20 protein-coding genes are annotated in these 25,382 nt (G+C 64.9%); 13 read left to right on the top strand and 7 right to left on the bottom strand.

The annotated features are described in order from the left end of the window. Positions 1-170 precede the first annotated feature (170 nt). On the top strand, positions 171-1,559 hold the full coding sequence (locus tag ABIB90_RS28730; RefSeq protein WP_354201786.1) for an MFS transporter: 1,389 nt from the start codon (positions 171-173) through the stop codon (positions 1,557-1,559). A gap of 4 nt (positions 1,560-1,563) precedes the next feature. On the opposite strand, the gene ABIB90_RS28725 is transcribed toward ABIB90_RS28730, so the two are convergent. After that, positions 1,564-3,183 carry a B12-binding domain-containing radical SAM protein gene (locus ABIB90_RS28725; RefSeq protein WP_354201785.1) on the bottom strand — a complete coding sequence of 540 codons (1,620 nt, stop codon included), beginning with the start codon at positions 3,181-3,183 and terminating at the stop codon, positions 1,564-1,566. A 259-nt stretch (positions 3,184-3,442) separates the two neighbouring features. On the opposite strand from ABIB90_RS28725, the gene ABIB90_RS28720 reads away from it, so the two are divergent. The 10 genes from ABIB90_RS28720 to ABIB90_RS28675 all read left to right on the top strand — a co-directional run bounded on the left by ABIB90_RS28720 (position 3,443) and on the right by ABIB90_RS28675 (position 12,581). Next, complete coding sequence (locus tag ABIB90_RS28720; RefSeq protein WP_007594050.1) at positions 3,443-3,892, top strand: (2Fe-2S)-binding protein; 450 nt, start codon at positions 3,443-3,445, stop codon at positions 3,890-3,892. Positions 3,893-3,903: 11 nt separating this feature from the next. After that, positions 3,904-6,090 carry a xanthine dehydrogenase family protein molybdopterin-binding subunit gene (locus tag ABIB90_RS28715; RefSeq protein WP_354201784.1) on the top strand — a complete coding sequence of 729 codons (2,187 nt, stop codon included), beginning with the start codon at positions 3,904-3,906 and terminating at the stop codon, positions 6,088-6,090. Between the two features lie 54 nt (positions 6,091-6,144). Further along, positions 6,145-7,416: an FCSD flavin-binding domain-containing protein gene (locus tag ABIB90_RS28710; RefSeq protein ID WP_354201783.1), complete on the top strand. Its 1,272-nt coding sequence runs from the start codon at positions 6,145-6,147 to the stop codon at positions 7,414-7,416. After that, positions 7,409-7,855 carry a sulfur oxidation c-type cytochrome SoxX gene (gene soxX, locus ABIB90_RS28705; RefSeq protein WP_354163271.1) on the top strand — a complete coding sequence of 149 codons (447 nt, stop codon included), beginning with the start codon at positions 7,409-7,411 and terminating at the stop codon, positions 7,853-7,855. The genes ABIB90_RS28710 and soxX overlap by 8 nt, the downstream gene beginning before the upstream one ends. A gap of 8 nt (positions 7,856-7,863) precedes the next feature. Beyond that, positions 7,864-8,331 (top strand): SoxY-related AACIE arm protein, encoded by a 468-nt coding sequence (locus ABIB90_RS28700; RefSeq protein WP_007594054.1) that lies wholly within the window; start codon positions 7,864-7,866, stop codon positions 8,329-8,331. Further along, positions 8,331-8,648 carry a thiosulfate oxidation carrier complex protein SoxZ gene (gene soxZ, locus ABIB90_RS28695; RefSeq protein ID WP_219682779.1) on the top strand — a complete coding sequence of 106 codons (318 nt, stop codon included), beginning with the start codon at positions 8,331-8,333 and terminating at the stop codon, positions 8,646-8,648. Before ABIB90_RS28700 ends, soxZ begins: the two co-directional genes overlap by 1 nt. After that, positions 8,645-9,424: a sulfur oxidation c-type cytochrome SoxA gene (gene soxA / locus ABIB90_RS28690; RefSeq protein WP_354201782.1), complete on the top strand. Its 780-nt coding sequence runs from the start codon at positions 8,645-8,647 to the stop codon at positions 9,422-9,424. The genes soxZ and soxA overlap by 4 nt, the downstream gene beginning before the upstream one ends. Before the next feature lie 78 nt (positions 9,425-9,502). Further along, positions 9,503-10,825: an ABC transporter substrate-binding protein gene (locus ABIB90_RS28685; protein ID WP_219682781.1), complete on the top strand. Its 1,323-nt coding sequence runs from the start codon at positions 9,503-9,505 to the stop codon at positions 10,823-10,825. After that, positions 10,822-11,760, top strand: coding sequence for a carbohydrate ABC transporter permease (locus ABIB90_RS28680; protein WP_354201781.1), 939 nt, complete (start codon positions 10,822-10,824; stop codon positions 11,758-11,760). The genes ABIB90_RS28685 and ABIB90_RS28680 overlap by 4 nt, the downstream gene beginning before the upstream one ends. Then, positions 11,757-12,581 carry a carbohydrate ABC transporter permease gene (locus ABIB90_RS28675; protein ID WP_354163286.1) on the top strand — a complete coding sequence of 275 codons (825 nt, stop codon included), beginning with the start codon at positions 11,757-11,759 and terminating at the stop codon, positions 12,579-12,581. Before ABIB90_RS28680 ends, ABIB90_RS28675 begins: the two co-directional genes overlap by 4 nt. On the opposite strand, the gene ABIB90_RS28670 is transcribed toward ABIB90_RS28675, so the two are convergent. Next, entirely contained in the window at positions 12,582-14,237 is a 1,656-nt protein-coding gene (locus tag ABIB90_RS28670) for a regulator (RefSeq protein WP_354201780.1), read from the bottom strand. It abuts the gene before it with no gap. A gap of 10 nt (positions 14,238-14,247) precedes the next feature. Further along, entirely contained in the window at positions 14,248-14,949 is a 702-nt protein-coding gene (locus ABIB90_RS28665; protein WP_007594065.1) for a cysteine hydrolase family protein, read from the bottom strand. Positions 14,950-15,708: 759 nt separating this feature from the next. On the opposite strand from ABIB90_RS28665, the gene ABIB90_RS28660 reads away from it, so the two are divergent. Then, complete coding sequence (locus tag ABIB90_RS28660) at positions 15,709-19,185, top strand: indolepyruvate ferredoxin oxidoreductase family protein (protein ID WP_354201779.1); 3,477 nt, start codon at positions 15,709-15,711, stop codon at positions 19,183-19,185. Positions 19,186-19,322: 137 nt separating this feature from the next. Here ABIB90_RS28660 and ABIB90_RS28655 read toward each other — a convergent pair whose 3' ends face one another. From ABIB90_RS28655 to ABIB90_RS28640, 4 genes are all read right to left on the bottom strand, one after another. After that, a complete protein-coding gene (locus ABIB90_RS28655) occupies positions 19,323-21,047 on the bottom strand; it encodes an FAD-dependent oxidoreductase (protein WP_354201778.1) in 1,725 nt (574 codons plus the stop codon). Positions 21,048-21,106: 59 nt separating this feature from the next. Continuing rightward, the gene (locus ABIB90_RS28650) at positions 21,107-22,126 is read right to left on the bottom strand and encodes a S1C family serine protease (protein ID WP_354129412.1); all 1,020 of its coding nucleotides are present in this window, start codon (positions 22,124-22,126) and stop codon (positions 21,107-21,109) included. An 89-nt stretch (positions 22,127-22,215) separates the two neighbouring features. Continuing rightward, positions 22,216-22,665, bottom strand: coding sequence for a hypothetical protein (locus ABIB90_RS28645; RefSeq protein ID WP_354201777.1), 450 nt, complete (start codon positions 22,663-22,665; stop codon positions 22,216-22,218). Between the two features lie 7 nt (positions 22,666-22,672). Continuing rightward, positions 22,673-24,271, bottom strand: coding sequence for a GMC family oxidoreductase (locus ABIB90_RS28640; protein WP_354201776.1), 1,599 nt, complete (start codon positions 24,269-24,271; stop codon positions 22,673-22,675). A gap of 196 nt (positions 24,272-24,467) precedes the next feature. On the opposite strand from ABIB90_RS28640, the gene ABIB90_RS28635 reads away from it, so the two are divergent. Then, a complete protein-coding gene (locus tag ABIB90_RS28635; RefSeq protein ID WP_354201775.1) occupies positions 24,468-25,256 on the top strand; it encodes a thermonuclease family protein in 789 nt (262 codons plus the stop codon). Positions 25,257-25,382: the final 126 nt, after the last annotated feature.

Here is a 25,382-nt window from a genome sequence, read left to right as displayed (position 1 = left end):
GGCGCTCCCCTGACATTGCAGCAGCTCATGCGATCATACGCCGGCGCCCGGAATCATCGCCCAGCCTTCGCGCATACACTGCATGCAAGCATATGCCTGTGGAAGGCGGCCGCGCCGTAGTACATGCCAAGTCCCCTGGAGCCGGCCCGCCGGAGCAACGCGCTAACGCAATGACAATCACGTTACCCGCCGCCGCGCGCAAGCCCGACCACACCATTTCCGACGGCCTTCCGCCCGCACAGCGGCGCTGGGCCATCGCCGCGATCTTCACGGCGCTGGCGATGGCCTCGCTCGACACCGCGATCGCCAACATCGCGCTGCCCGCCATTGCCGGCGACCTGCATGTCAGCCCGGAGCAATCGGTCTGGGTGGTCAACGTCTACCAGATCGCGCTGGTGGCGACGCTGCTGCCGTTGGGGGCGCTCGGCGAGATCGTCGGGCACCAGCGCATCTATCTCGGCGGCCTGATCCTGTTCACCATCGCTTCGCTGTTCTGCGCGGTGGCCTGGTCGCTGGAGAGCCTGCTGGTTGCGCGCACGCTGCAAGGGTTAGGTGCGAGCGGCATCATGAGCGTCAACACGGCGCTGGTGCGCTTCGTCTATCCCGGCCGGATGCTCGGCCGCGGCTTCGGCCACAACGCGCTGGTGGTCGCGACCGCCTTCACCTTCGGTCCCTCGATCGCCTCCGCCACCCTCGCGCTCGGCCCGTGGCCATGGCTGTTCGCCGTCAACATCCCGTTCGGCCTCGTCGCGATCGGCATCGGCTTTGCGATGCTGCCGAAAACGCCGCGCGCCGATCACGGCTTTGACTTCCTCGGCGCGATCCTGGCGTCGGCCTGTCTCGGGTTGTTCATCACGGGCATCGGCAGTGCTGCGCACAATCTGTCACCAGTGGTCGTGGGCATCGAGCTGCTCACGGCCCTGGTGCTCGGCTTCATCCTGACGCGCCGCCATGCCGACCATCCCGCGCCGATGCTGCCGATCGATCTGTTCAGTCGGCCGATGTTCGCGCTGTCGGCGGCGACCGCGGTATGCTCGTTCGCGGTGCAGGGCCTCGCCTTTGTCTCGCTGCCGTTCTATTTCGAGGACGTGCTGGGGCGTTCGCAGGTCGAGACCGGCTTCTTCATGACGCCGTGGCCGCTGGTGGTCGGCATCATGGCGCCGATCGCGGGGCGCCTCTCCGACCGGCACGCGGTCGGACTGCTCGGCGGCATTGGGCTCGTGATGCTCGGCCTCGGCATGGCGCTGCTGGCGATGCTGCCGGCCAATCCTGCGATCCCCGACATCATCTGGCGGATGGTGATCTGCGGCATGGGATTCGGCTTCTTCCAGGCGCCGAACATGAAGGCGGTGATGTCGAGCGCGCCGCCGCATCGCAGCGGCAGCGCCTCGGGCATCGTCGCCACCGCGCGCCTGACCGGGCAGACGACGGGGGCCGCGCTCGCCGCAGCCTGCTTCTCGCTGGCCGGTCACGATGGCGCAGTCGTAGCGCTGGCACTCGGCGCCGGCTTCGCCGCGCTCGGCAGCGTGATGAGCTTTTTGCGATTGGCGGTGGAGTAGACCGTCAGGCCAGATGGCGGGCTGCCGTCACCTCGACAGTCGCGGCCGGAATGACCGTCTCCTCGTCGAGCGCAGCGAGGCGCTGATCGATGGCAGCGATGACCTTGCGCGAGAACGGCCCGAGATGGGCATAGGCGGCAATCATCTGCACGGCGATCCGCGCCGATGAGGTGTCGCGCTTGGCGCAGCTCATGAAGGTCTGCCACAGCGGCCCACGCGCCTCGGGAAGGGCTGTGACCACCTTGTGCACCGTTTCCATCGCCCCGAGCCCGGCGCGGATATCGCCCTCGGCGAGCTCTTGGCGCTGCCTGGACCGGTCGAGCAGCGTCATCAGGCGATCAACGCGCCTTGCATAGGCCTCTGGGCTATAGATGTGCTCCAGCACGCGCTTGTAGTCCGTCAGGATGTCGCGCAACGGGCGCACCGGATCGAAGTTGATCCCAGCGGTACACTGATCCGCGCCGATGGTCGGCGCCAAATCGTGGCCCGGGTGCAGCCGGCCTTCGCGCTCGAGGCGGCGCGTGAGCTGCGTGTTCGGCAAGGCATAGAGCAGGCCGACCATGCTGACGGGGATCGCCGCCTCTTCGATGAAGTCGATCATGGCATCCGCCATCGAGAGCTTCTCATTGTCGAAGCCGACGATGAAACCGGCGGTGACGAGCATGCCCGCGGCGTAGATCTTGTGGATGCTCTCGGCGATGTTCCGCCGCGTGTTCTGCTTCTTCCGCATCGCGACCAGCGTCGCCGGATCCGGACTTTCGATACCGACGAAGATGGCGAAGAAATTCGCCGCGCCCATCAGCTCCAATAGCTCGGGATCGTCGGCCAAATTGACCGAGGCCTCAGTCGACAATTCGAAGGGATAGCCGTGAGCACGCTGCCATTCGGCGAGCTGGGGCAGGAACAGCCGCAGCGACTTCTTGTTGCCGATGAAATTGTCGTCGACGAAGTCGAGATGGCCGCGGTAGCCCATGGCGTAGAGCCTGTCGAGCTCGTTCAGCATTTGCTCATTCGTCTTGGTTCGCGGCACCCGGCCATAGAGCTCGATGATATCGCAGAACTCGCAGGTGAACGGGCAGCCGCGGGAATACTGCACACCGAGATAAAGGTAGTCCTCGAACTTCAGCAGGTCGAAGCGCGGCACCGGCGTCTTGGTGACGTCGGCCTGGAATTTTGGCGCGATGAAGACGCCGGAGCGGGCGCCACTGTCCCAGGCCGCGACGAATTCGTGGAGAACGCTCTCGGCCTCTCCGAGCACCTGGAAGTCGGCCCTCTCATAGATATGGGGGCTTGAGGTGGGATCGGGACCGCCGACGACCACCGGCTTGCCCGCGGCACGGCAAATTTCGATCAGGCGCAGCGTGTCGGCCTGCTGCGGCATCATTCCGCCCGTGAAGACGACGTCGGCCCAGGAAAGATCCTCGTCGCTGAAGGCTTCCGTGTTGCAATCGATCAGCCGGACCGTCCAGTGCTCGGGCAACATCGCGGCAACGGTGATCAGCCCCAAAGGGGCCGCAGGGCGCTTCACGCCCAACACTTTGCAGGATTCGCCAAAGCTCCAGAAGGACTCTGCCGAGAACAGCGGATAGAGCATCAGGACTTTGCAAGGCTGCGGTACGTTCATGGAACCTCTTTTTGGCTGATTCCACTGTAGCAGAGCATTGTCGACTTGCACCCCGGCAAAAGAGACAAACTGTCGCTCCGGTTCCAAGGGCGTCTGCGCACGGAAGCCGGTAGACGTCGCCCCAAGCCGTGCCGCGGGCCGCCCAGGGAGCAAATCTCTGGCGGCTACCCCCCGGACTGTTGATTTGAACGTTTCCAATTTGCCGGACACATTGCGCCCCTGAGTCCAATCGGTGGATTGGGCCAATCAGGGGACTGCGATGGCAAACCTAACAATCAACGGAAAAACCTTCACGCTCGACGTCGAGCCGGATACGCCCCTGCTCTGGGCGATCCGCGAGAATGCCGGCCTGACCGGCACGAAATATGGCTGCGGCATTGCACAATGCGGCGCCTGCACCGTTCACATCGACGGCGTCGCCACCCGCTCCTGCGGCGTTTCGGTCGGCGAGGCCGCAGGCAAGAAGATCACGACCATCGAAGGGCTCGCCTCCGGCAACGCACTGCACAAGGTGCAGGAAGCCTGGATTGCCCAGGACGTGCCGCAATGCGGCTATTGCCAGAGCGGCATGATCATGGCGGTGGCGGCGCTGCTGAGCGAGAAGCCGAAGCCGACCGACGCCGACATCGACGAGGCCATCACCAATATCTGCCGCTGCGGCACCTTCCAGCAGGTGCGCGAAGCGATCCACACGATCGCAAGCGCGTAAGGAGCCGCCACATGAACAAGCATGTCTCTCCCAGCATGAACCGCCGTGCCTTCGTCATCGGCACCGCCGCGGTCGGCGCAGGTCTCGCAATCGGCCTCGATATCCCCTTCGGCGGCCCCGCCGTGGTCCGCGCGGCCGACGGCTCCCCCGAGATCGGCGCCTGGGTCGTGGTCAGGCCCGACGACACCGTCGTCATCCGCATCGCCCGCTCCGAAATGGGCCAGGGCTCGCTCACCGGCCTTGCCCAGCTCGTCGCCGAGGAACTTGAATGCGACTGGTCGAAGGTCTCGACCGAATATCCGACACCGGGCCAGAGCGTCGCCCGCAAGCGCGTCTGGGGCGATTTCTCGACCGGCGGCAGCCGCGGCATTCGCTCCTCGCAAGACTATGTCCGCAAGGGCGGCGCCACCGCACGCGTGATGCTGATCCAGGCCGCCGCCGAGGCGTGGAACGTGCCGGCGTCCGAATGCACGGCCGCCAACAGCGTCATCACCCACACGCCGTCCGGCAAGACCACGACCTACGGCAAGGTCGCCGAGGCCGCGGCCAAGCTGACGCCGCCGGCCGACGTCAAGCTGAAGGATCCCAAGGACTGGAAGCTGATCGGCAAGGGCGTGAAGCGGCTGGACACCGCCGAGAAGACCACCGGCACCATGATCTACGGCATCGACGTCAAGCTGCCGGGCATGCTGAACGCCGCGATCAAGGATTGCCCGGTGTTCGGCGGCAAGCTGAAGAGCTATGACGAAGCCAAGATCACCGACATGAAAGGCGTCAAGAAGGTCATCAAGGTCGGCGACACCGCGGTCGCGGTTGTTGCCGATACCTGGTGGCAGGCCAAGACCGCGTTGGAGGCGCTGCCGATCGTCTGGGACGAGGGCGACAACGCCAAGGTCTCGAGCGAGTCGATTGCAAAGTGGTTGGCCGAGGGTCTCGCCAACGACCAGCCGGCCTATGTCGGCAACAAGAACGGCGACGCCAAGGCGGCGATCGCCGGTGCCGCCAAGAAGATCGAGGCCGTCTACAGCTATCCCTACCAGAACCACGCCACGATGGAGCCGATGAACGCCACGGCGCTCTACACGGCCGACAAGTGCGAGGTCTGGTGCGGCACGCAGAATGGCGAGGCGGCCTTCGCCGCCACGTTGGAAGCGTCGGGCCTGCCGGCGGAGAAGTGCGACGTGCACAAGGTGATGCCCGGCGGCGGCTTCGGCCGGCGCGGCCAGACCGACTATGTCCGTCAGGCCGTCTTGATCGCCAAGCAGATGCCGGGCACGCCGATCAAGCTGTTGTGGTCGCGCGAAGAGGACATGGCGCACGGCAGATATCACCCGATCACCCAGTGCAAGATGACCGGCGCGTTCGATGCGGACAACAATCTGGTCGCGCTGCACTACCGCCTGTCCGGGCAATCGATCCTGTTCTCGCTCCGCCCCGAAGCGCTGCAGAACGGCATGGATCCGGCCGCATTCCAGGGCGTCGCCCAGTCCGGCGAAGCCGCGTTCGGTTACTCCGTGCCAAACCTCCTGGTCGAGCATGCGATGCGCAACCCGCACGTTCCGCCGGGCTTCTGGCGCGGCGTCAACGTCAATCACAACGCGATCTACATGGAATGCTTCATGGACGAGCTGGCCCAGGCCGCAGGCCAGGACCCGCTCGAGTTTCGCCGCAAGCTGATGGGCAATCACCCCAAGCATCTGGCCGTGCTCAATGCCGTGGCGGAGAAGATCGGCTGGAGCACCCCGGCGCCGCAAGGCATCTATCGCGGCATCGCGCAGGTGATGGGCTATGGCAGCTATGTCGCCGGCGCCGCCGAGATCTCGGTGACCGACGGCAACAAGATCAAGGTGCATCGCATCGTCGCCTCCACCGATCCCGGCTACGTCGTCAATCCGGCGCAGGTGGAGCGGCAGATCGCGGGCTCCTTCGTCTATGGCCTCTCCGCGCTGTTCTACGGCGGCTGCACCGTCAAGGACGGCAAGATCGAGCAGACCAACTTCGACACCTACAATTCGATGCGCATCAACGAGATGCCGAAGGTGGAGTCGGTAATGGTGCCGAGCGGCGGGTTCTGGGGCGGTGTCGGCGAGCCGACCATCGGCGTCGCAGCGCCGGCGGTGCTCAATGCGTACTTCGCGGCGACGGGCAAACGCATCCGTTCGGTGCCGCTGCGCGACCAGAACATCACCTTCGCCTGAGAAACGCCGCGGCGGCCGTAACGGCCGCCGCGGCACACTTTCCGGACAAGACCAATGAATGCGTCGGTGACACGGCGGGATGCCGTCCTCGGCATCACCGCCGCGGCCACATCAATCGCCGTCCCTTCGATCCTGCGCGCGCAATCGGCAGGCCGCGTCGTCGTGGTCGGCGGCGGCTTTGGCGGTGCGGCGTGCGCCCGCGCGCTGAAGCGCGCGCAGGCGAACTTGCAAGTCATCCTGATCGAACCCAGTCCCGTCTTCACCTCCTGCCCGTTCAGCAACGAGGTGATCGCGGGTCTGCGCGAAATCGACGCGCAGCAGTTTGGCTATGACAGACTCGCCGCCGAGGGCGTCACGGTGATCAGCCAGGCCGTAACCACAATCGAGCCGCAACTGCGCAGCGTCATGACTGCCGATGGCGTTGCGCTGCCCTATGATCGTCTCGTACTCTCCCCCGGCATCGACTTCCATTTCGAAGCCCTGCCCGGCTACGACGACGCGGCATCAGAAAAAATGCCGCACGCCTGGAAGGCCGGCGCACAGACGCTGCTGCTGCGTCGCCAATTGGAGGCAATGCCGGACGGCGGCACCGTCGCCATTGCGATCCCCGCCAATCCCTCGCGCTGTCCGCCGGCGCCTTACGAGCGCGCCAGCCTGATCGCGCATTACCTGAAAACGAAGAAGCCACGCTCAAAGGTCTTGATCCTCGACGCCAAGGACAGCTTCTCCCAGCAGCGACTGTTCGAGAGGGCGTGGAAAGAGCTGTACGGCGATATGATCGAACGCATCTCTCTGTCGCAAGGCGGCCGCGTGACCTCGATCGATCCCGCGACAAAGACCATCGTCACCGAGTTCGGCAATTACACGCCTGACGTCGCCAACGTCGTCCCGCCGCAGCGAGCGGGACGCATCGCCGAGATCGCGGGCGCTGCGGATGCCACCGGCTGGTGCCCGATCGATCCCGTGACCTTCGAATCGAAACTTGTCCAGAATATCCACGTCGTCGGCGATGCCTGCCTCGGCGGGGGCATTCCCAAATCGGCATCCGCGGCAAGCGCCCAAGGCAAGGCCTGCGCCGCCGCGATCGTGAACCTCCTTGCCGGCCGCGCGCCAGAAACGCCGCGACTGACAGGCGTCTGCTACAACATTGTCGCACCCGGCTACGGCTTTTCACTCGCAGGCAACTACCAGCCCAAGGGCGACATCTTCGCCGAGGTCGAGGGCGGAGCGACCAGCCCGGTCGATGCGCCGCGCGAATTGCGTGCCCGCGAGGCGACCGATGCCGAGCGCTGGTTTCAAACCATCACGGCGGACACCTTTGGCTAAAGCATCGGTCCATATCGCAGCTCTGATCGCCGCAAGTGTTGCCGGCGCTGCTAACGCGGACGAGCTTGTGCCCTACAACGTCGTCGGCGACGGCATCGCGGAATCGCTCACCGGCGCGCCCGGCGATGCCGCGCGCGGGCGCGCGCTCGTGCTCGCGCGCACGACGACCTGCATCCTCTGCCATTCCGGTCCCTTCTCCGAAACCCGGTTCCAGGGCGACCTCGCGCCTGACCTCTCGGGTGCGGGGAACCGCTGGACGGTGAGCCAGTTGCGGCTTCGACTGGTCGATGCGGCGCGCTTCAACCCTGAGACCATCATGCCGTCCTATTATCGCACCGACCACCTCGTGCGGGTCGGGCGAAATTTCGCCGGCAAACCGATCTTGTCCGCCGCCGAGATCGAGGACATCGTGGCTTTTCTTGCAACGCTTCGGGACTAGGACTGTTCATGCCAACCACGCGACGACGATTCGTGACTCTTGCCGGAAGCGTGACGTTCGCCGGGACGATCCCGATCCTCACGCTGCGGCCGCTCGAGGCGACACCGGCGATGCTCACCGCCGCGATCCGCAACGTCGTCGGCGAAGCACCTGTCCGCACCGGCAAGGTGAAGCTCGACATTCCGCCGCTGGTCGAGAACGGCAACACGGTGCCGATGACCGTGAGCGTCGCGAGCCCGATGACGGCGGACGACTACGTCAAGAGCATCCACGTCTTCAACGAGAAGAACCCGCAGCCGAACATCGGCAACTTCCATCTCGGCCCCTCCTCCGGCCGCGCCCAAATCTCGACCCGGATTCGGCTCGCCGACACCCAGAAGGTGGTGGCGATCGCGCGTCTTTCCGACGATACGTTCTGGCAGGTCACGACCGAAATCGTCGTGACGCTGGCCGCCTGCACCGAGGAGATGAATTGATGGCTGCGCTCATCAACGTTCCCACGAAAGCCAGACGCGGCGAAATCATCGAGATCCGCACGTTGACCTCGCACATCATGGAGACCGGCTTCCGCCACACCGCGGATGGGGCGCTGGTACCGCGCGACATCATCACGAGCTTTACGTGCCGCTATAACGGCACCGAGATTTTTCGCGCCGATCTCTTTCCGGCGATTGCGGCCAATCCCTATCTGTCGTTCTTCACGGTCGCGAAGGAGAGCGGCAAGTTCGAGTTCGAGTGGATCGGCGATAACGGTTATTCGTCCAGCGCATCGGCGTCGATCACGGTCGAATGAGTTTTTGGCGCACGATATCGGCCGCGGCGCTCCTCGCCACCGGCCCTGCCCTGCTCGCCGGCGAGATTCCGCCGGACGCGCGCCGCTCCGGCTATTCGTTCATGGGGCCCGACACCCGCGCGATGCAGGATGACGACACCTCAAATCCCGGGATGCTGTTCGTGCTCGATGGTGAGGCGTTGTGGACGAAGAGGACCGGCAGCGCCGACAAGGCCTGTGCGGATTGCCATGGCGATGCACGCGGCAGCATGAAAGGCGTCGCCGCGCTATATCCGGCCTTCGACAAGGCGCTGGCGCGCCCCGTCACGCTCGACCAGCGCATCAATCTCTGCCGCAGCAATCATCAGCAGGCACCGGCGCTCCCCTACGAGAGCCGCGACCTGCTGGCCCTGTCCGCCTACGTCGCGCACCAATCGCGCGGCGCTGCGATCACGGCTGGCGACGACCCGCAACTGAAGCCATTCGTCGAACAGGGCCGCGACCTCTTCATGCAGCGCGAGGGCCAGCTCAACCTTGCCTGCACCAATTGCCACGATGACAATTTCGACAAGCGACTTGCCGGCGCGCCGATCACGCAGGGACAGCCGACCGGCTATCCGCTTTATCGCCTGGAATGGCAGACGCTGGGATCGCTGGAGCGCCGGCTACGCAGCTGCATGACAGGTGTCCGCGCCCAGGCCTATGATTTCGGCGCGCCCGAGCTGGTCGCGCTCGAACTCTATCTGATGTCGCGAGCGCATGGCTTGCCGATGGAAACGCCGGCCGTGCGGCCCTGAATTCCACAGATTAGGGCTAGGCAGACGCGGAACGGCCGCTAGTATCCGCCCAAATTGAGTCACAGGGAGGGACCTAAAGTGGTCAACCACAAAATCTCGCGTCGTACGCTCTTGACCGGCACGGCCGCAGCTGGAGCGCTCGGCCTGACGGGAATGCCGGCGCGCGCCGAGGTGAACTGGAAGAAATACGCAGGGACCAAGCTTGAGGTGATCCTCGCCAAGGGGCCCCGCGGCGACAACCTGCAAAAATACGTCAAGGAGTTCACCGAGCTCACCGGCATCCAGGTCGAAGCGGAGCAGATTCCCGAGCAGCAGCAGCGCCAGAAGGTGGTGATCGAGTTCACCTCGGGCCGTCCGAGCTTCGACGTCGTCCATCTCAGCTACCACGTGCAGAAGCGGCAGTTCGAGAAGGCCGGCTGGCTCGCCGACTTGACCCCCTTCATGAAGGACCCGGCGCTGACCGCCCCCGATCTCGTCGAGAGCGACTTCTCGGCCGCGGGCCTGCAATACGCCAGGAACGACAAGGGCCAGATGCTGTCGCTGCCGTGGTCGGTCGATTATTTCATCCTCTATTACAACAAGGAGCTGTTCGAGAAGAAGGGCGTCGCCGTTCCCAAGACCCTCGATGAGATGGCTGCGGCGGCCGAGAAGCTCACCGATACCAAGGAAGGCATCTACGGCTTTGTCGGGCGCGGCTTGCGCAACGCCAACATGGCGATGTGGAGCAACTTCTTCCTCAACTATGGCGGAGAATTCCTCGACGCCAAGGGCAACATCCTGACCGACGGTCCGGAAGCCATTGCCGCGACCAAGCTGTATCAGACGCTCCTGACCAAATCGGCACCTCCAGGCGTCGCCGGCTTTAACTGGATGGAGTCGATGGCCTCGTTCACGCAAGGCCGATCCGCGATGTGGATCGACGGCGTCGGCTGGGCGCCGCCGCTGGAAGATCCGGCTGCCTCGCGCGTTGTCGGCAAAGTCGGCTACACCGTCGTGCCCGCCGGCCCCAAGGGACAATATTCCTCGACCTATGGCGACGGCATCGGCGTTGCCGCTGCGAGCAAGAACAAGGAAGCCGCCTATCTGCTCTGCCAATGGGTGGTCTCGAAAACGCAAGGAGCGCGGCTGCTGCAGGCCGGCGGCGGCGTCCCGTTCCGCAACTCGATCCTTGGCGATGCCGAGGTTCAGAAGGGCGTCAAGACCAAGGAGTGGCTGCAATCGGTGATCGATTCCGGCAAGATCAGCAAGCTGGGCCTGCCCGTCGTGATCCCGGTCGCCGAATTCCGCGACATCGTCGGCGCGGCCGTCACTGCGACCTTGTCCGGCGCCGATCCTGCCGCCGAGCTGAAGAAGGCCAACGATCAGTACCGGCCGATCCTGGAGCGTAGCGAGAAGGCGTGAGTGCGTTGACACAATCGACTCCGGGCGCGGCACAGTCTGATGCCGCGCCGGAGAAAGCGTTGCGGCCGCCGTCGTACTGGCCGTTCGTGGTGCCGGCGCTGGTCGTCGTGATCGCGATCATCATCTTCCCGTGGGTCTTCACGATCTGGATGAGCCTGAACGAGTGGAAGGTCGGCTCCTCGACCACCTTCGTCGGGTTGTCCAATTATCTGCGGCTGACGAGCGATCCCCGCTTCATCGAGGCCGTCGGACATACACTGGTCTACACCATATTGTCCGTGCTGCTGCCGCTCGTGCTCGGCACGTTTGCGGCCGTGGTGTTTCACCAGAAATTTCCCGGCCGCGGCTTTCTGCGCGGCGTCTTCATCATGCCGATGATGGCGACGCCCGTGGCGATCGCGCTGGTCTGGACCATGATGTTCCACCCGCAGCTCGGCGTGCTGAATTATCTGCTGTCGCTGGTCGGAATCCCCGCGCAGCTCTGGGTGTTTCATCCCGCGACCGTCATTCCCTCGCTGGTGCTGGTCGAGACCTGGCAATGGACGCCGCTGGTGATGTTGATCGTGCTCGGCGGCCTGGCCGCGATCCCGACCGAACCTTACGAAAGTGCACAGATCGACGGCGCCAGCATCTGGCAGGTGTTCCGTTTCATCACCCTGCCGCTGATCATGCCGTTCCTGTTCATCGCCGGCATGATCCGCATGATCGATGCCGTGAAGAGCTTCGATATCATTTTCGCGATCACGCAGGGCGGTCCGGGATCGGCGTCGGAGACGATCAACATCTATCTCTACAGCGTCGCCTTCTCCTACTACGACCTCGGCTACGGCTCGTCGATTGCTGTCGTGTTCTTCCTGCTGATCGTCCTGCTTGCGGCGGTGATGCTCTACGCGCGCCAGCGCATGCTGTGGACCGAGATCGCGAGCGGCACATGAGTCCAAGGCAAATCGTCGGCAAAATCGGCCTGTGGTTCTCGGTGTTCCTCATCGTGTCGCCGGCGATCCTGTTCTTTCTCTGGATGCTGTCGCTGTCGCTCAAATTCGAGATCGACAACGCCGCCTACCCGCCGGTGTTCTTCCCCGAGCATGTCGCCTGGAAGAACTATGCCGACGTGCTCGCCTCCAACCGCTTCCTGACCTATTTCATCAACAGCCTGATCGTGACCGGCAGCGCGACGTTGCTTGCGCTGCTCGTCGGTGTCCCCGCCGGCTACGGCATCGCGCGCATGGCCGCGCACAAATCCGCGATCGTGATCCTGATCGCCCGTATCACGCCGGGCCTGTCCTATCTGATCCCGCTGTTTCTCATGTTCCAGTGGCTGGGACTGCTCGGCACGCTGGTGCCGCAGATCATCATCCACCTCGTGGTCACGGTGCCGATCGTGATCTGGATTATGATCGGCTATTTCGAGACGACGCCGATGGAGCTGGAAGAAGCAGCCCTCATCGACGGCGCCACGCGCTGGCAGGTCTTTCGGCACGTTGCCCTGCCAATCGCCAAGCCCGGCATCGCCGTTGCCTTCATCCTGGCTGTGATCTTCTCCTGGAACAACTTTGTGTTCGGCATCGTGCTGGCCGGACGCGAGACCCGCACCCTGCCGGTCGCCGTCTACAACATGATTTCGTTCGACCAGTTGAGCTGGGGGCCGCTCGCGGCCGCCGCGCTGATCGTCACCCTCCCGGTGCTGCTGCTGACGGTGTTCGCCCAGCGACAGATCGTCGCCGGGCTCACCGCTGGTGCCGTCAAGGGCGGGTAGCTACTCCGCCGGTGCCGCGTGCATGTCCGCGTGCGGCATGTAAGGCTCGCTCGCGCCGAGCCTGCTGGCCGCGAACAGACCGGCGGCCATCACGGCATAGGCGAACGCGACCGCGGGCGTGACGCCAAATCCGCCGCCGATGCCGACGGCTTCGCCGTGCATGAAGCCGAAGTAAGTCAGGACCGCACCAACCAGCGCGAATGCCGAGGCTTTCTCGAAGTCGCGCTCGATGATGAAGACGCCGATCGCACCCAGGATCAGGCCGCCGAGGATGGAGCCGCCGCCCATCACTTCGAGTCCGTGATAGAACACGCCCTGCTGCGGCAGCGCTGCAATCGCGGCCGCCTTGACCGCGTCGGCCTTGTCGGCGGCCATTCCGCCGACGGTCGCAGCCGCGTTCATGGTCGAGCCCAGCATGGTGTCGATCTGGAGCTTGGCCCAGGCGGCCAAATGCGGCGTCAGCGCCAGCACGATCGCGGGCGCGTGCTTGATCGGCGTGGTCTGGAACGCCTGCGCGCCAATGAGCATGCCGATATAGAGCAGGATCGGCGAGATCGCGACGACCGGGACCAGCGCCAGCAGCACCGAGATGATGCCGAACCAGGCCAGCACCACCACCATGATGCCGGTCGCGGCCGAATAGCCGATGCGGCCGCCCATCGCCTTCCAGCCGGGATGGCCGATATAGACGGCGTTGATAAAGGGGTTGCCCATCAGGCAGCCGATCAGGCTGACGATTCCGTCGGCGGTGAGCACGCGCGTGGTCGGATATTCGTCGCCGGCGGCTTCCGCGCTCTCGACATTGTCCATGGCCTCGACGAGATCATAGATGCCGAACGGAATGGCGGTGACCAGGATGACGCCAAGGAATTCGAATCCGGAGAAGACGTAGCCCACCGCCGGGATCGGCACCGAGAAGCCGAAATTCGCGAAGGCATCACTGACGCCCTTGACGCTGAGCCCGCCGAGACCGAGGCCGAACAGGTTCGAGCCCCAGGCGATAACCATGCCCACCGCGATCGCAACGAGACCGGCGGGAATGCCGCGCCAATATTTCACGCCGCCGAACCAGCTCACCAGGATGATGGCGAAGCAGACCAGGCCGATCTGTGGCGTCATGTACATTTCGAGCGCCGGTCGCATCGAGATGAAGGTGACGGAGACGCCGGCGAGCGTACCGAGCAGCGCCGCGCGCGGCGTGATCTTTCGAATGAACGGCGCGATGAAGCCGCCGATCATCAGGATGAAGCTCTGGAAGAACACCCAGACCAGGCCGGCCGACCAGCCCTTGAGCGGATCGCCGGTCTTGATCGTGATCGGCAGCATGATCGCGAAGGTGACGATGAACATATGCGGCACGCTGACGCCTGACGGCAACGCACAGACGTCGTTGCGACCGGTCTTCTGCGCGAGACGATAGGCGAGGTACGCGTAGTAGAAGGTGGAAAGGCACATCATCAACCCGAGTGCGGGAAGGATGCGGCCGAACACGAGACTGTCAGGCATCTTCAGGACGAAGCGCAGCAGGCCCGTGAGCACCAGCATGTTGACGAGGATGTTGGTGCCGAAGCCGAAAAACGCGTTCCAGTCGCCCGGTGTCCATAGTGCCGGCTTGAACTCGAAGGTGCCGGCCGTCCCCGTCGTGCTTGTGCTCATGGTGATGCCCCTACGCTGATGTGGAAATCTTCATCGCCTCCAGAACCGCGGCTGAGCTTGCGACCCAGCCGAAGATGCCGCCCTGGGCCTTGATCATCTTCAGGCCCATCTCGTGAAATTCGGGGAAGTAGGACGCGCAGCCGTCCGAGATGACGACGCAGCGATAGCCGCGGTCGTTGGCCTCGCGCACGGTGGTGTTGACACACACTTCGGTGGTGACGCCGCACACCAGCAGATTTTCGATGCCGTATTTCTCCAGCACGTCGGTGAGTTCGGTGGCGTAGAATGCGCCCTTGCCGGGCTTGTCGATCACGATCTCGCTGTCGAGCGGATAGAGCTCCGGGATGATGTCGTGGCCGGCCTCGCCGCGAATGAGAATGCGTCCCATGGGACCGGGGTCGCCGATGCGAAGGGATGGCGCGCCGCGCTCGACTTTCGCCGGCGGCGCGTCGGAGAGATCGGGCAGATGGCCCTCGCGCGTGTGGATCACCAGCATGCCGGTATCCCGCGCGGCCTTCAGCACGGCACCGATCGGCTTCACCGCACGCGCGAGCTGGCTGACGTCGTTGCCCAGCGTCTCGCCGAAACCGCCGGGCTCCATGAAGTCGCGCTGCATGTCGATGATGAGAAGCGCGGTGGCCGGCCAGTCGAGCTTGACCGGCTCCGGTTCGGCGCTGATGACACCCAGTGTCGGCTTGGTTGAGTTCAACATGACTCAAGGCCCCCGCGAGAACTCTCTCTGCAGGAGTTCTGCAAGCGCCATGCCATTGTGTACAATTGCGATTAAGCCGACGGCGCAGGAAAATTTACTGCGCTGTCAGAATGTTATTAGGAAAGCCGGGGTCTGCTTATTCGCTGTGCGGCGGCTTTGCGGCGTGCATTTGCCCAAAGGATGAGCGCTCTCCGTCGTTATTCCGGGGCGATGCGTAAGCGTCGAACCCGGAATCCATCGGGCGGCTAAACACGCGCTGAAATCGATCCGGGCTCGCGCGACGCGCGCCCCGGAACGACGAAGGTGGCGCTAGCGACCCGCTCCATACAGCCCCCGATGCTCCTCCCCATGGTGCGCGCAAGAGGCCTTCAGCGTCGTCATGTAGAGCGACCTTCAGGTCTTGAGGATCATGGGGTCGCCAGCGGCATGAGTTCGCGAAGACGTCGAGGGCTGTCGGCGCAGCAACGATATCGGCCGTGCCGCGCAATACCTCTGCTTGGAGCATCTGGCGCGGGTGGCGCCATGGCCCGATCGGAGCCTCAGCTATCTCCGTAATCTCAGTGTCGAAACGCGCTTGCCGTCATGGTGCTCTCCACAGGAAGCCATGACCAGCAGGAGCGCCACGGATGCGGCCAGCGATATTGACTTCGTCTGTGCATGCTTTTGACTGTCACAATTCGCGTCGCGCAGCCGCTCCTCCCTCCCGCAGCGCAAACCCCAAGTCGAAGAAAAGCCAAACAAGAGACGAGGACTCCTGAAATGACGCTGATGCAGGTCGAGCTGGATGACAAATACCGGCTCGAATCGAAGCGGATCTTCCTGTCCGGTACTCAGGCGTTGGTCCGGCTGCCCATGCTGCAGCGCGAACGCGACCGGCTTCAGGGCCTCAACACCGGCGGCTTCATCTCGGGCTATCGCGGTTCCCCGCTCGGCATGTACGACCACGCATTGTGGCGCGCGAAGTCACACCTCCAGCAGCACGACATCGCCTTCGTTCCCGGCTTGAACGAGGACCTCGCGGCGACCGCCGTCTGGGGCAGCCAGCAGGTCGGCCTGTTTCCCGGCGCGAAGGTCGATGGCGTGTTCGGCATCTGGTACGGCAAGGGGCCGGGCGTTGATCGCTCGGTCGACGCGCTCAAGCATGCGAATGCCGCCGGCACCTCGCTCAACGGCGGCGTGCTCGCGCTCGCCGGCGACGACCACGGCTGCCAGTCCTCGACACTGGCGCACCAGAGCGAGCAGGTCTTCGCAGCGGCGCTGATCCCCGTCATCAACCCGGCCACGCTACAGGACTATCTCGACCTCGGCCTCTACGGTTTTGCGCTGTCGCGCTTCTCCGGCTGCTGGGTCGGCTTCAAGGCGATCAGCGAGACGGTGGAGAGTTCGGCCTCGATTGACAGCGATCCCGAACGCATCCAGATCAAGCTCCCCGAAGATTTCGAGATGCCGCCCGGCGGCCTCAACATCCGCTGGCCCGATCCGCCGCTCGACGCGGAAAGGCGCCTGTTCGGCCCGAAGATGGCGGCGGTGCAGGCCTTTGCGCGCGCCAACCAGCTCGACCGCATCGTGCTCGACTCCAGGCCGGCACGGCTCGGCATCGTCGCGACCGGCAAGGCTTATCTCGATCTGCGGCAGGCGCTGGCCGATCTGGGCATTACCGACAAGGACGCGCAGGATTTGGGCTTGCGCATCTACAAGGTCGCACTGACCTGGCCGCTCGAGGAAACCGGCGCCAAGCGCTTCGCCGAAGGACTTCAGGACGTGCTGGTGGTCGAGGAGAAGCGCGGCTTCATCGAAGACCAGCTGATGCGCATCCTCTACAACATCGATGCGTCCCGGCGCCCGACCGTGACGGGAAAACGCGACGAGCGAGGCGCGCCGCTATTGCCGAGCGAGGGCGAACTGACGCCGACCGTCGTTGCAGCCGCACTGGTGGCGCGGCTGCGCAAGCTCGGCCACCACAGCCCGGTGCTTGAGCAGCGCCTCGCCCGGCTCGAGGCCTTCGACACTCCTGTTCCGGCCTCCCAGCAAATCAAACTGGCGCGCACGCCATTCTTCTGCTCGGGCTGCCCGCACAACACCTCGACGCGCGTGCCCGAGGGAAGCCGCGCCATGGCCGGCATCGGCTGCCACGGCATGGCCCTGAGCATGCCGACCCGCCGCACCGATCTGATCTCGCATATGGGCGCCGAGGGCGTGAACTGGATCGGACAAGCGCCCTTCACCACCGAGCAGCACATCTTCCAGAACCTCGGCGACGGCACCTACACCCATTCCGGACTGCTTGCCCTTCGCGCGGCATCGGCCGCCGGCATCAGCATCACCTACAAGATCCTCTACAACGACGCCGTCGCGATGACCGGCGGCCAGCCGGCCGAGGGCGGCTTCAACGTTGCCCAGATCGCTCAACAGGTCTGGGCCGAGGGCGTCAAGCGCCTCGCGATCGTCTCCGACGATCCCACCAAGTACCCTGACGGCAATTACTTCCCGCAAGGCGCGACCATCCATCACCGCCGCGAGCTCGATGCCGTGCAGCGCGAGCTGCGCGACATCAAGGGCCTTACGGTCATCATCTACGACCAGACCTGCGCCGCGGAAAAGCGCCGCCGCCGCAAGCGCGGGCTGTATCCGGATCCCGCCAAACGCGCCTTCATCAACGAGCTGGTCTGCGAAGGCTGCGGCGACTGCTCGCAAGCCTCGAACTGCGTCTCGGTGCAGCCGCTGGAGACCGAGTTCGGCCGCAAGCGCCAGATCGACCAGTCGAACTGCAACAAGGACTTTTCCTGCGTCGAGGGCTTTTGTCCGAGTTTCGTCACCGTGCATGGCGGCACGCTCAAGCGGATCAAGACATCGACAGTCGACTCAGGCCAGCTGTTTGTCGACCTGCCGCTGCCCCCCGCGCGTGAGCTGGACGCCCCCTACAACATTCTCGTCACCGGAATCGGCGGCACCGGTGTCATCACCATCGGCGCGCTGCTCGGCATGGCCGCCCATGTCGACGGCCGCGGCTGCTCGGCACTGGATTTCACCGGCCTGTCGCAGAAGAACGGCGCGGTGATGAGCCATGTACGCATCGCCGCGAAGCCGGAAGACATCTCCGCGGTCCGCATCACCACGGGCGGCGCCGACGTCATCCTCGGCTGCGACATGATCGTCTCGGCCGGTCCCTCCGCGCTCAGCCGCGCCGAGCGCGGCGTAACCAAGGCCTATGTCAACGCCGACCTGCAGCCGACCGCGAGCTTCGTGCAAAATCCGGATCTCGATTTCGAGATGGACACGATGCAGACCGTGCTGCGCGATGCTGTCGGCGACAACAACCTCGACATCATCGATGCCACCGGCATTGCCTCCGCGCTGATGGGCGACTCGATCGCGACAAATCCTTTCATGCTCGGCTTTGCCTTCCAGAAGGGCGCGATCCCGCTGTCGCTGGAAGCGTTGCTCCGCGCCATCGAGATCAACGGCGCCGCGATCGACATGAACAAGCTCGCCTTCACCTGGGGACGCCTCGCCGCCCACGACATGTCGCGGGTGCGTAGCGTGCTGCAGTTCAGGAGCCGGGCATCCGCCCCGACGAAGTCGCTCGACGACATCATCGCGACGCGTGCCGAGTTTTTGACGGGCTATCAGGACAAGGCCTACGCCGACCGCTACCTCGCAGCCGTCGCCAGGGTGCGCAAGGCGGAAGCAGCTGCCTCGCCCGCGTCCACGGAGTTGGCCGAGGCCGTCGCCAAAAACTTGTTCAAGCTCATGTCCTACAAGGACGAGTACGAGGTCGCGCGGCTTTATACCGACGGCAGCTTCTCCAAGAAGATCTCGGAGAAATTCGACGGCGACTTCACGCTGAAGTTTCATCTGGCCCCGCCGATCTTCGCGCGACGCGACAAGACCACCGGACATCTCCAGAAGAAGGAATTCGGCGGCTGGATGATTCACGCCTTCCGCGTGCTGGCCAAACTGAAATTCCTCCGCGGCGGCGCGTTCGATCCGTTCGGCCGTACCGAGGAGCGCAAGACCGAGCGGAAGCTGGTCGAGGATTATCTCGGCATGATCGATCAGCGGATCGCCGGGCTGAAAGCGGAGCAGCTGTCGCTGCTGACGCGGCTTGCCCGCGTGCCGGAGACGATCCGCGGCTTCGGCCATGTCAAGGAAGCCAACACCAAGCTGGCGGCGGCGGAGAAGTCGCGGCTGGAAGCGGAACTGGAGAACAGCCGCTTTGCGGCGGCTGCGGAGTAGTAGATGCGCGCTCCGCATTCTCTGCCGTCATCGCCCGCGAAGGCGGGCGATCCAGTATTCCGAGCCGGTTGTGATTAGTCGATGGGTTGCGGCGTACTGGATGCCGCCTTCGCGGGGCATGACAGCGGTGGTAAAGGCTAGACCAACGCTGTGGCCGCACTCGCCCCGGCCACACTCCCCTCCGCCAGATGCCTTCCCGCGATGTAGCCGAATGTCAGCGCCGGCCCGAGCGCGATGCCCGGCCCGGGGCAATTGCCGTTCATGATCGAGCCCATGTCGTTGCCGCAGGCGTAGAGGCCCGTAACCGGCGTGCCATCCTCGCGCAACACGCGCGCCTGGGCATCGACCTTCATGCCGATCGCCGTGCCGAGATCGGCTGGATAGATGCGCATCGCAAAGAACGGCGCGCAGAGGATGGGCGCGACGCAGGGGTTCGGCTTATGGCTGATATCGCCGAGGTATCGCTGATAGATGGTGCTGCCGCGACCGAATTCCGGATCTCGGCCGTCCTTCGCATCGGAATTGTAGTTTGCGATCGTCGCCGCGAGTGTCGACGGCTTGATGCCGATCCTCGCTGCGAGCTGCGCGATATCAGCGGCCTCGATTAACTCGCCGCCCGCCGCATAGCGCCTGATATTGCGCGTGAACGGCCTGATACGGCCTAGGCCGTAGCTCCACAGGAACGGACGGTCGCAGATCAGATAGAACGGCCGGTCCGGGTCGCCATTGCCATCGCGCAGCATGGCGAGCACGAACTCGTGGTACGACAGCGCCTCGTTGACGAAGCGCCGGCCGGCTGCATTGACCGCGATCACGCCGGGCTTGGCGCGGTCGGTCACAATGTGCGGGAAAACGCCTCGGCTCCCATCGGCGCGCCGGAACAGCGAGGCCGGCACCCAATAGGCCGGGCTCGTCGCATCCGTATTGAGCGCGGCGCCGGTTGCAGTCGCAAGGCGGAGCCCGTCGCCAGTAGCGGACGTGTGGGTCGCCGAGATGAATCCGGCCGCGGGTGGGAAGAAGTGTTTTCGCAAGGTCGCGTCGTGCGAAAAGCCGCCGGTCGCGAGCACCACACCGCGCCGCGCGGCGATCAGGCGATCGCGCGAGCCATGACGGATAATTACACCGCCGACGCGCTCGCCCTGCATAGACAGGCCTTCGACGTCCGCGCTAAAGAGGATCTCAACCTGCCGCGCCAGCAGCGAGGCATACAGCCGTGCGGCGAGCGCATTGCCGAGATGCAGCGTCGTGCCGCGCGAGCTCCGCAGCCGCTGCCACGCATACTCCGAAACCAGCCGCATCGCGCGAACAGTCGAGCGCAGCGATCTTCCGGCCCGGCGCAGATGCGGGATGTCGAGGCGGTTGACCATCATCCCGCCGAATCGCGTGAACTCCGGCAGCGGTGCGCGCAGCCGCGCGAAATGCGCGCCCAGCCGCGTGCCGTCGAAGACGACCGGCTCGAGCACGCGCCCGCCCGCGGTCGCGCCCAGCCGCTCCGGATAATAGTCCGGACAGGCTTTCACCGGCTGGAGGCGCACTTGCGTGTTGGCTTCGAGATAGGCGACCGCCTCCGGTCCGCGCGCGAGGAAGGCGGCGCGCAGGCCCGCATGGGCGAGCTCGGGCACTGTGCTCGACAAATATTGCACGGCGTCCGTGACGCTGTCGGCGAGCCCCGCCTCTTTCATCTTGGCATTGGCGGGAATCCAGACCATGCCATCGGACCACGCGGTGGTGCCGCCGACGAAGGCGGTCTTCTCGATCACCAACACGCGCAGGCCTTCGGCGGCGGCGACGGCCGCGGCCGTTATGCCACCGGCGCCGGCGCCGACGACAATGACATCGTAGGTCTCATGCGCCGGCATCATGCGGCGGGGTTCCCGAAGCGAGCCATGACACCGTCATACCCCGCTTGGGCGCCCGCACGCTAGCGCGCCGGCTTGCGCTCGACCGGGTCGATCTCGATCGCCCGCAGGCGGCCGAGCCGCAGCACGTCCATAGCCAGCCGCCGGCCGATCCGGTCGCGGTCGAGCACACGGATCAGATCGTCCACGCCGTTGATCTCGACGCCGTCGAGGCCGATCACGACATCGCCGGACAACAGGCCCGCCTTCGCCGCCGGCCCGTCCGGCTCGATCTGCGCCAGCAGCGCGCCCATTTTGTTCTCGACGCCGGCCAGCACCGCGTGCCGCCGCGGGATCGGCGCGGTCTGGCCGGCCACGCCGATATAGGCGCGACGGACATAGCCGTGGCGGATGATCTCCGACAGCACGAACTGCGCGGTGTTGCTGGCGACCGCAAAGCAGATCCCTTGCGCGCCATTGATGATCGCGGTGTTGATGCCGATCACCTCGGCATTCGACGACACCAGCGGCCCGCCCGAATTTCCGGGATTGAGCGCAGCATCGGTCTGGATCACGTCCTCGATGGTGCGGCCACTGACCGAGCGGATCGAGCGCCCGAGCGCCGAGACCACGCCGGCAGTGACGGTCGATTCAAAGCCGAGCGGATTGCCGATCGCGATGACGAGCTGGCCGCGCCGCAAGGTCTTGGAGTTGCCGAGCGCCGCATAGGGCAAGTCCCGCACACCGTTGGCGCGAAGCAACGCAAGATCAGTGTCGGGATCGACGCCGAGCACCCGGGCGTCGCCGACATGGCCCTCAACGTCGCGTAGCCGGATCTCCTTCGACGAGCCGACCACGTGGCTATTGGTGAGAACGAGCCCGTCCGGCGAGATCACGATGCCCGAGCCGAGCCCGCCGCGCTCGCGGCCGTTCGGCACTTTTGGTCCCGTCTCGACGCGCACGACGGCTGGACCGACGCGCTCGGTCACGTCGATTACGGCATTGGAATAGGCGTCCAGCAGGGCCCGGTCATCGACCGGAGCGGCCGCTTCCGTTCGCGATGACGCGGCGCCATCGACGATATCTGAGGTGAAATCCAGCATGATAGGAGTCCTTGAGGCTCACAGATGGTGGCCTGCTCCGTCAGGCGCAAGGGACCCGTCCGGGGCGCAAGGCTGGACTGCCCAGGTGGCTAGGGCACTCGCCGCAGCGTGCCTGCTCTTGCCTTGACCGGATCGAGCAGCGACCAGTCGCCGTCCGGGAGCACGTAGCCCTTGGGAAAAGGTGCGCGCAGTTCGAGACCGAGCGAGCGCAGCACCCGATCGTCGCGGTAGTAGCATTGCAGCACCACGCGGACGAGCGTGGCCGCAGCCGCACCGCCGGAACTGCGAAACTCCTGCGCCACCGCATCGCGCTTCGCCGCATCGAGCTCAGTCAACGGCTGGCCCGCGAGCCGCGCCAGATAGTCCAGCGCCGCCACCACCAATTTGGCGTCACGTCCGAGCGTCGCCAGCATGTCGGCCTGGATCGCGGGGTCGTCGGCGCCCGGCACCTTGTACTCATCGCTCCCGGGAACGATCATCGCGGCGATGGTGCGGAGGTCGTCGCGCTGGGCGCGTGTCAGTTGATTGTCTGCGGACATGACGGCCTCAGTCAAAGAGGTTGGCGAGGCGCTGCTTCATCTGGTCGGCGATGTAGAGCGCGAGGGCCTGAATGGTGGACGTCGGGTTCACGCCGCCCGAGGTGACGAAGATGCTGCCGTCAACGATGAAGAGATTCTTCACGTCGTGCGAGCGGCCCCATTCGTTGACGACGGAGCGTTCGGGGTGGGTGCCCATGCGCGCCGTGCCGAGCAGGTGCCAGCCGCCCCACGGGATCGGTGAGTTGACGCAGATGTCGGTCGCCCCCGCGGTTTCGAGAATTTCGCGGCCCCGCGCCAGCGCATGCTCCATCATCTTCCGGCTGTTCTCGCTGATCGTGTAATTGATCTTCGGCGCGGGAATGCCGTGGCCATCCTTCAAGACCGGATCGAGCGTGACTTGGTTGTGCTCCTCCGGCAGGTCCTCGCAAATCGCGGAAAAGCCGAGCCGGTGGCCGTTGAGCTTGCGGAAGATGCGGTGATGATCGGCGCCCCACGGCAAAATGCCCTTCTGCTCGCTGACGACAGCCTCGAACACCGGCCCGGCGCCGCGCACGAACTGGACGCCGTAGCCGCGCACGAAGCCGCGCGAGAGGTCCGTGTCATACCATTCCTTGCTCCACAGGCAGGTCGGCGGCGCGCGGTTGCTATCGGTCGGCTCCTTCACATAGCCGTAGATCTGCGCATAGGGATGGAACATCAGGTTCTTGCCGACGAGGCCCGACGAATTGGCAAGCCCGTTCGGAAAGCGGTTCGACGCCGAGTTCAGCAGCAGTCGCGGCGTGCCGACGCCGTTGCAGGCGATGATGACGACATGCGCCGGCTGGAACTGCTCGACGCCGTCCTTGTCGTAGTAGACCACGCCGGTGGCCATGCCGTTCTCGTCCGTGGTGATCTCGCGCACCCGGCAGTGCGTACGCAGCTCGACGCCAGCGCGGACCGCGTGCGGCCAATAGGTGATGTCCGTCGAGGATTTAGCGCCTTGCGCGCAGGCCGGCGTGCAATGGCCGAGATTGATGCAGCGCGCGCGGCCCTCGTAGTCCATGGTCGCGACCGTCGTGTCCGAGGGCCACCAGTGCCAGCCGAGCTTGTTCATGGCCTTGCCGATGATCGCACCGGACAATCCGAGCGGCTGTTGCGGCATCGGCGGATGCGTCAGCGGTGACAGCGGGTCACCCGACAGGCCGGACGTGCCCATCATCCGGTCGTTCTCTTCGAAGAACGGGGTCAGTGCGTCGTAGTCGATCGGCCAGTCGTCGGCGACGCCGTCGAGCGTCCTCACCTTGAAATCGGAAGGATGCAACCGCGGCCAGTGCGCGGTGTACATCACCGTCGAGCCGCCGACCGCATTGTAGTTGACGACCTTGATCGGCGAATTGTCGTCGTTGATCGGATAGTCCTCGGGCCGGCCGCGGACGTTGGGGCTGGACGACCACTCGCCGTAGAACTTGGCCTCCCAGTCCCGGCCCGTGCTGGGATATTCCGCCGGGTTCATCCAGCCGCCCTGCTCCAGGCAGAGAATGTGCATCTTGGTCTCGGCCAGCGACCACGCCACCGCCGCGCCTGAAGCGCCGGCGCCGATGATCAGGACGTCCACGGGGTCTTTCATCGCGAAATTTTCCTCCCTTCGCCGCTTCCCGGGCGATTCGGCCTCCGCTCTGCTGGGCCGGCGAACGATAGGATCAGAGCTACGGCCGAGTAAAGCCGCGGGGCCGGAATGTCGCACTTCGCGGGGCGCAGACCATTGGTATCGCCACATCCGGATGCTAGGAACAAGGCGCACGAGCCATCGATAGCGAGACCTTATGTCCTTCCGAAACTCCTTTGCCAGCGCCCGCGCTTTTGCGTTCGTTTCCTTTCTCGCCCTGTCCGGATTTCTGGGCACCACCGGCCTCGCCTCCGCGCTGACCGCCGCCGCGACGGTCCGCGACGGCAACGCCATCCAGCTCGGCGACGTCACCTATCGTCTCGACGGCGTCGACGCGCCCGAGCTGGACCAGGTCTGCATCGACGATCACGCCGATCCCTGGACCTGCGGCATCGAGGCCCGAGATCAGCTCGCCAAGCTGATTGGCAAGCGATCGGTGCGTTGCGACGATGTCGGACCGGAAAAGAGTTTCGGCAAGCGGCACCGCGCGATCTGCACGGCCGAAGGCGACAAGACCAGCTTGAACGAGCAGCTGGTCAAGCTCGGCTATGCCATTGCCCGCGAGCCGGTCAAGGCGAACGTCAAGTCGGCCGCGGCCGACGCAAAATCGACCTCGGCCGGAATTTGGAAGGGCTGCTTTGTCGCACCGCAAGAATTCCGCACCGGCAAGAAGGATGGCGCGCTGCTGGGCGCCGCCTGCCGCGCCGACCGCGACAAGGAGATTCGCGCGGCGTTATTTCCCGAGGATCTGACGATGCCGCCGAGCTGTGGCATCAAGGGCAAGCTTGCGGTGCGCGCGCGCGTGACCGGCAATATCGGCATCTACCATTTACGGGGCTGCCCGAGCTACCCCGCGACCACCAAGCCGGATCGCTGGTTCTGCTCGGAAGACGACGCCCAGGCTGCGGGCTTCCGCAAGGCCTACAATTGCCGACGGCCGAAATGACGAAGCTCATCACGCAGCCGTGAGCGCAAGCCGGAGACAGTATTCATCCAGAATTGAACTCCATCGAGAGTTTCTGCATTTGTAAGCGTACGCGAGCGCTTTGCGCGAGCGTTTCCTTGGCGGCAA

The sequence above is a fragment of the Bradyrhizobium sp. JR4.1 genome (assembly GCF_040548605.1).
In the GTDB taxonomy this organism is placed as follows: domain Bacteria; phylum Pseudomonadota; class Alphaproteobacteria; order Rhizobiales; family Xanthobacteraceae; genus Bradyrhizobium; species Bradyrhizobium canariense.
This window is presented reverse-complemented; position numbering and strand designations above follow the sequence as displayed.

Bases quoted from the DNA above. Each gene is read 5' to 3' on its own strand.
- ABIB90_RS28730 (WP_354201786.1), top strand. From the start codon at position 171: ATGACAATCACGTTACCCGCCGCCGCGCGCAAGCCCGACCACACCATT.
- ABIB90_RS28725 (WP_354201785.1), bottom strand. From the start codon at position 3,183: ATGAACGTACCGCAGCCTTGCAAAGTCCTGATGCTCTATCCGCTGTTC.
- ABIB90_RS28720 (WP_007594050.1), top strand. From the start codon at position 3,443: ATGGCAAACCTAACAATCAACGGAAAAACCTTCACGCTCGACGTCGAG.
- ABIB90_RS28715 (WP_354201784.1), top strand. From the start codon at position 3,904: ATGAACAAGCATGTCTCTCCCAGCATGAACCGCCGTGCCTTCGTCATC.
- ABIB90_RS28710 (WP_354201783.1), top strand. From the start codon at position 6,145: ATGAATGCGTCGGTGACACGGCGGGATGCCGTCCTCGGCATCACCGCC.
- ABIB90_RS28700 (WP_007594054.1), top strand. From the start codon at position 7,864: ATGCCAACCACGCGACGACGATTCGTGACTCTTGCCGGAAGCGTGACG.
- soxZ (WP_219682779.1), top strand. From the start codon at position 8,331: ATGGCTGCGCTCATCAACGTTCCCACGAAAGCCAGACGCGGCGAAATC.
- soxA (WP_354201782.1), top strand. From the start codon at position 8,645: ATGAGTTTTTGGCGCACGATATCGGCCGCGGCGCTCCTCGCCACCGGC.
- ABIB90_RS28675 (WP_354163286.1), top strand. From the start codon at position 11,757: ATGAGTCCAAGGCAAATCGTCGGCAAAATCGGCCTGTGGTTCTCGGTG.
- ABIB90_RS28670 (WP_354201780.1), bottom strand. From the start codon at position 14,237: ATGAGCACAAGCACGACGGGGACGGCCGGCACCTTCGAGTTCAAGCCG.
- ABIB90_RS28665 (WP_007594065.1), bottom strand. From the start codon at position 14,949: ATGTTGAACTCAACCAAGCCGACACTGGGTGTCATCAGCGCCGAACCG.
- ABIB90_RS28660 (WP_354201779.1), top strand. From the start codon at position 15,709: ATGACGCTGATGCAGGTCGAGCTGGATGACAAATACCGGCTCGAATCG.
- ABIB90_RS28655 (WP_354201778.1), bottom strand. From the start codon at position 21,047: ATGATGCCGGCGCATGAGACCTACGATGTCATTGTCGTCGGCGCCGGC.
- ABIB90_RS28650 (WP_354129412.1), bottom strand. From the start codon at position 22,126: ATGCTGGATTTCACCTCAGATATCGTCGATGGCGCCGCGTCATCGCGA.
- ABIB90_RS28645 (WP_354201777.1), bottom strand. From the start codon at position 22,665: ATGTCCGCAGACAATCAACTGACACGCGCCCAGCGCGACGACCTCCGC.
- ABIB90_RS28640 (WP_354201776.1), bottom strand. From the start codon at position 24,271: ATGAAAGACCCCGTGGACGTCCTGATCATCGGCGCCGGCGCTTCAGGC.
- ABIB90_RS28635 (WP_354201775.1), top strand. From the start codon at position 24,468: ATGTCCTTCCGAAACTCCTTTGCCAGCGCCCGCGCTTTTGCGTTCGTT.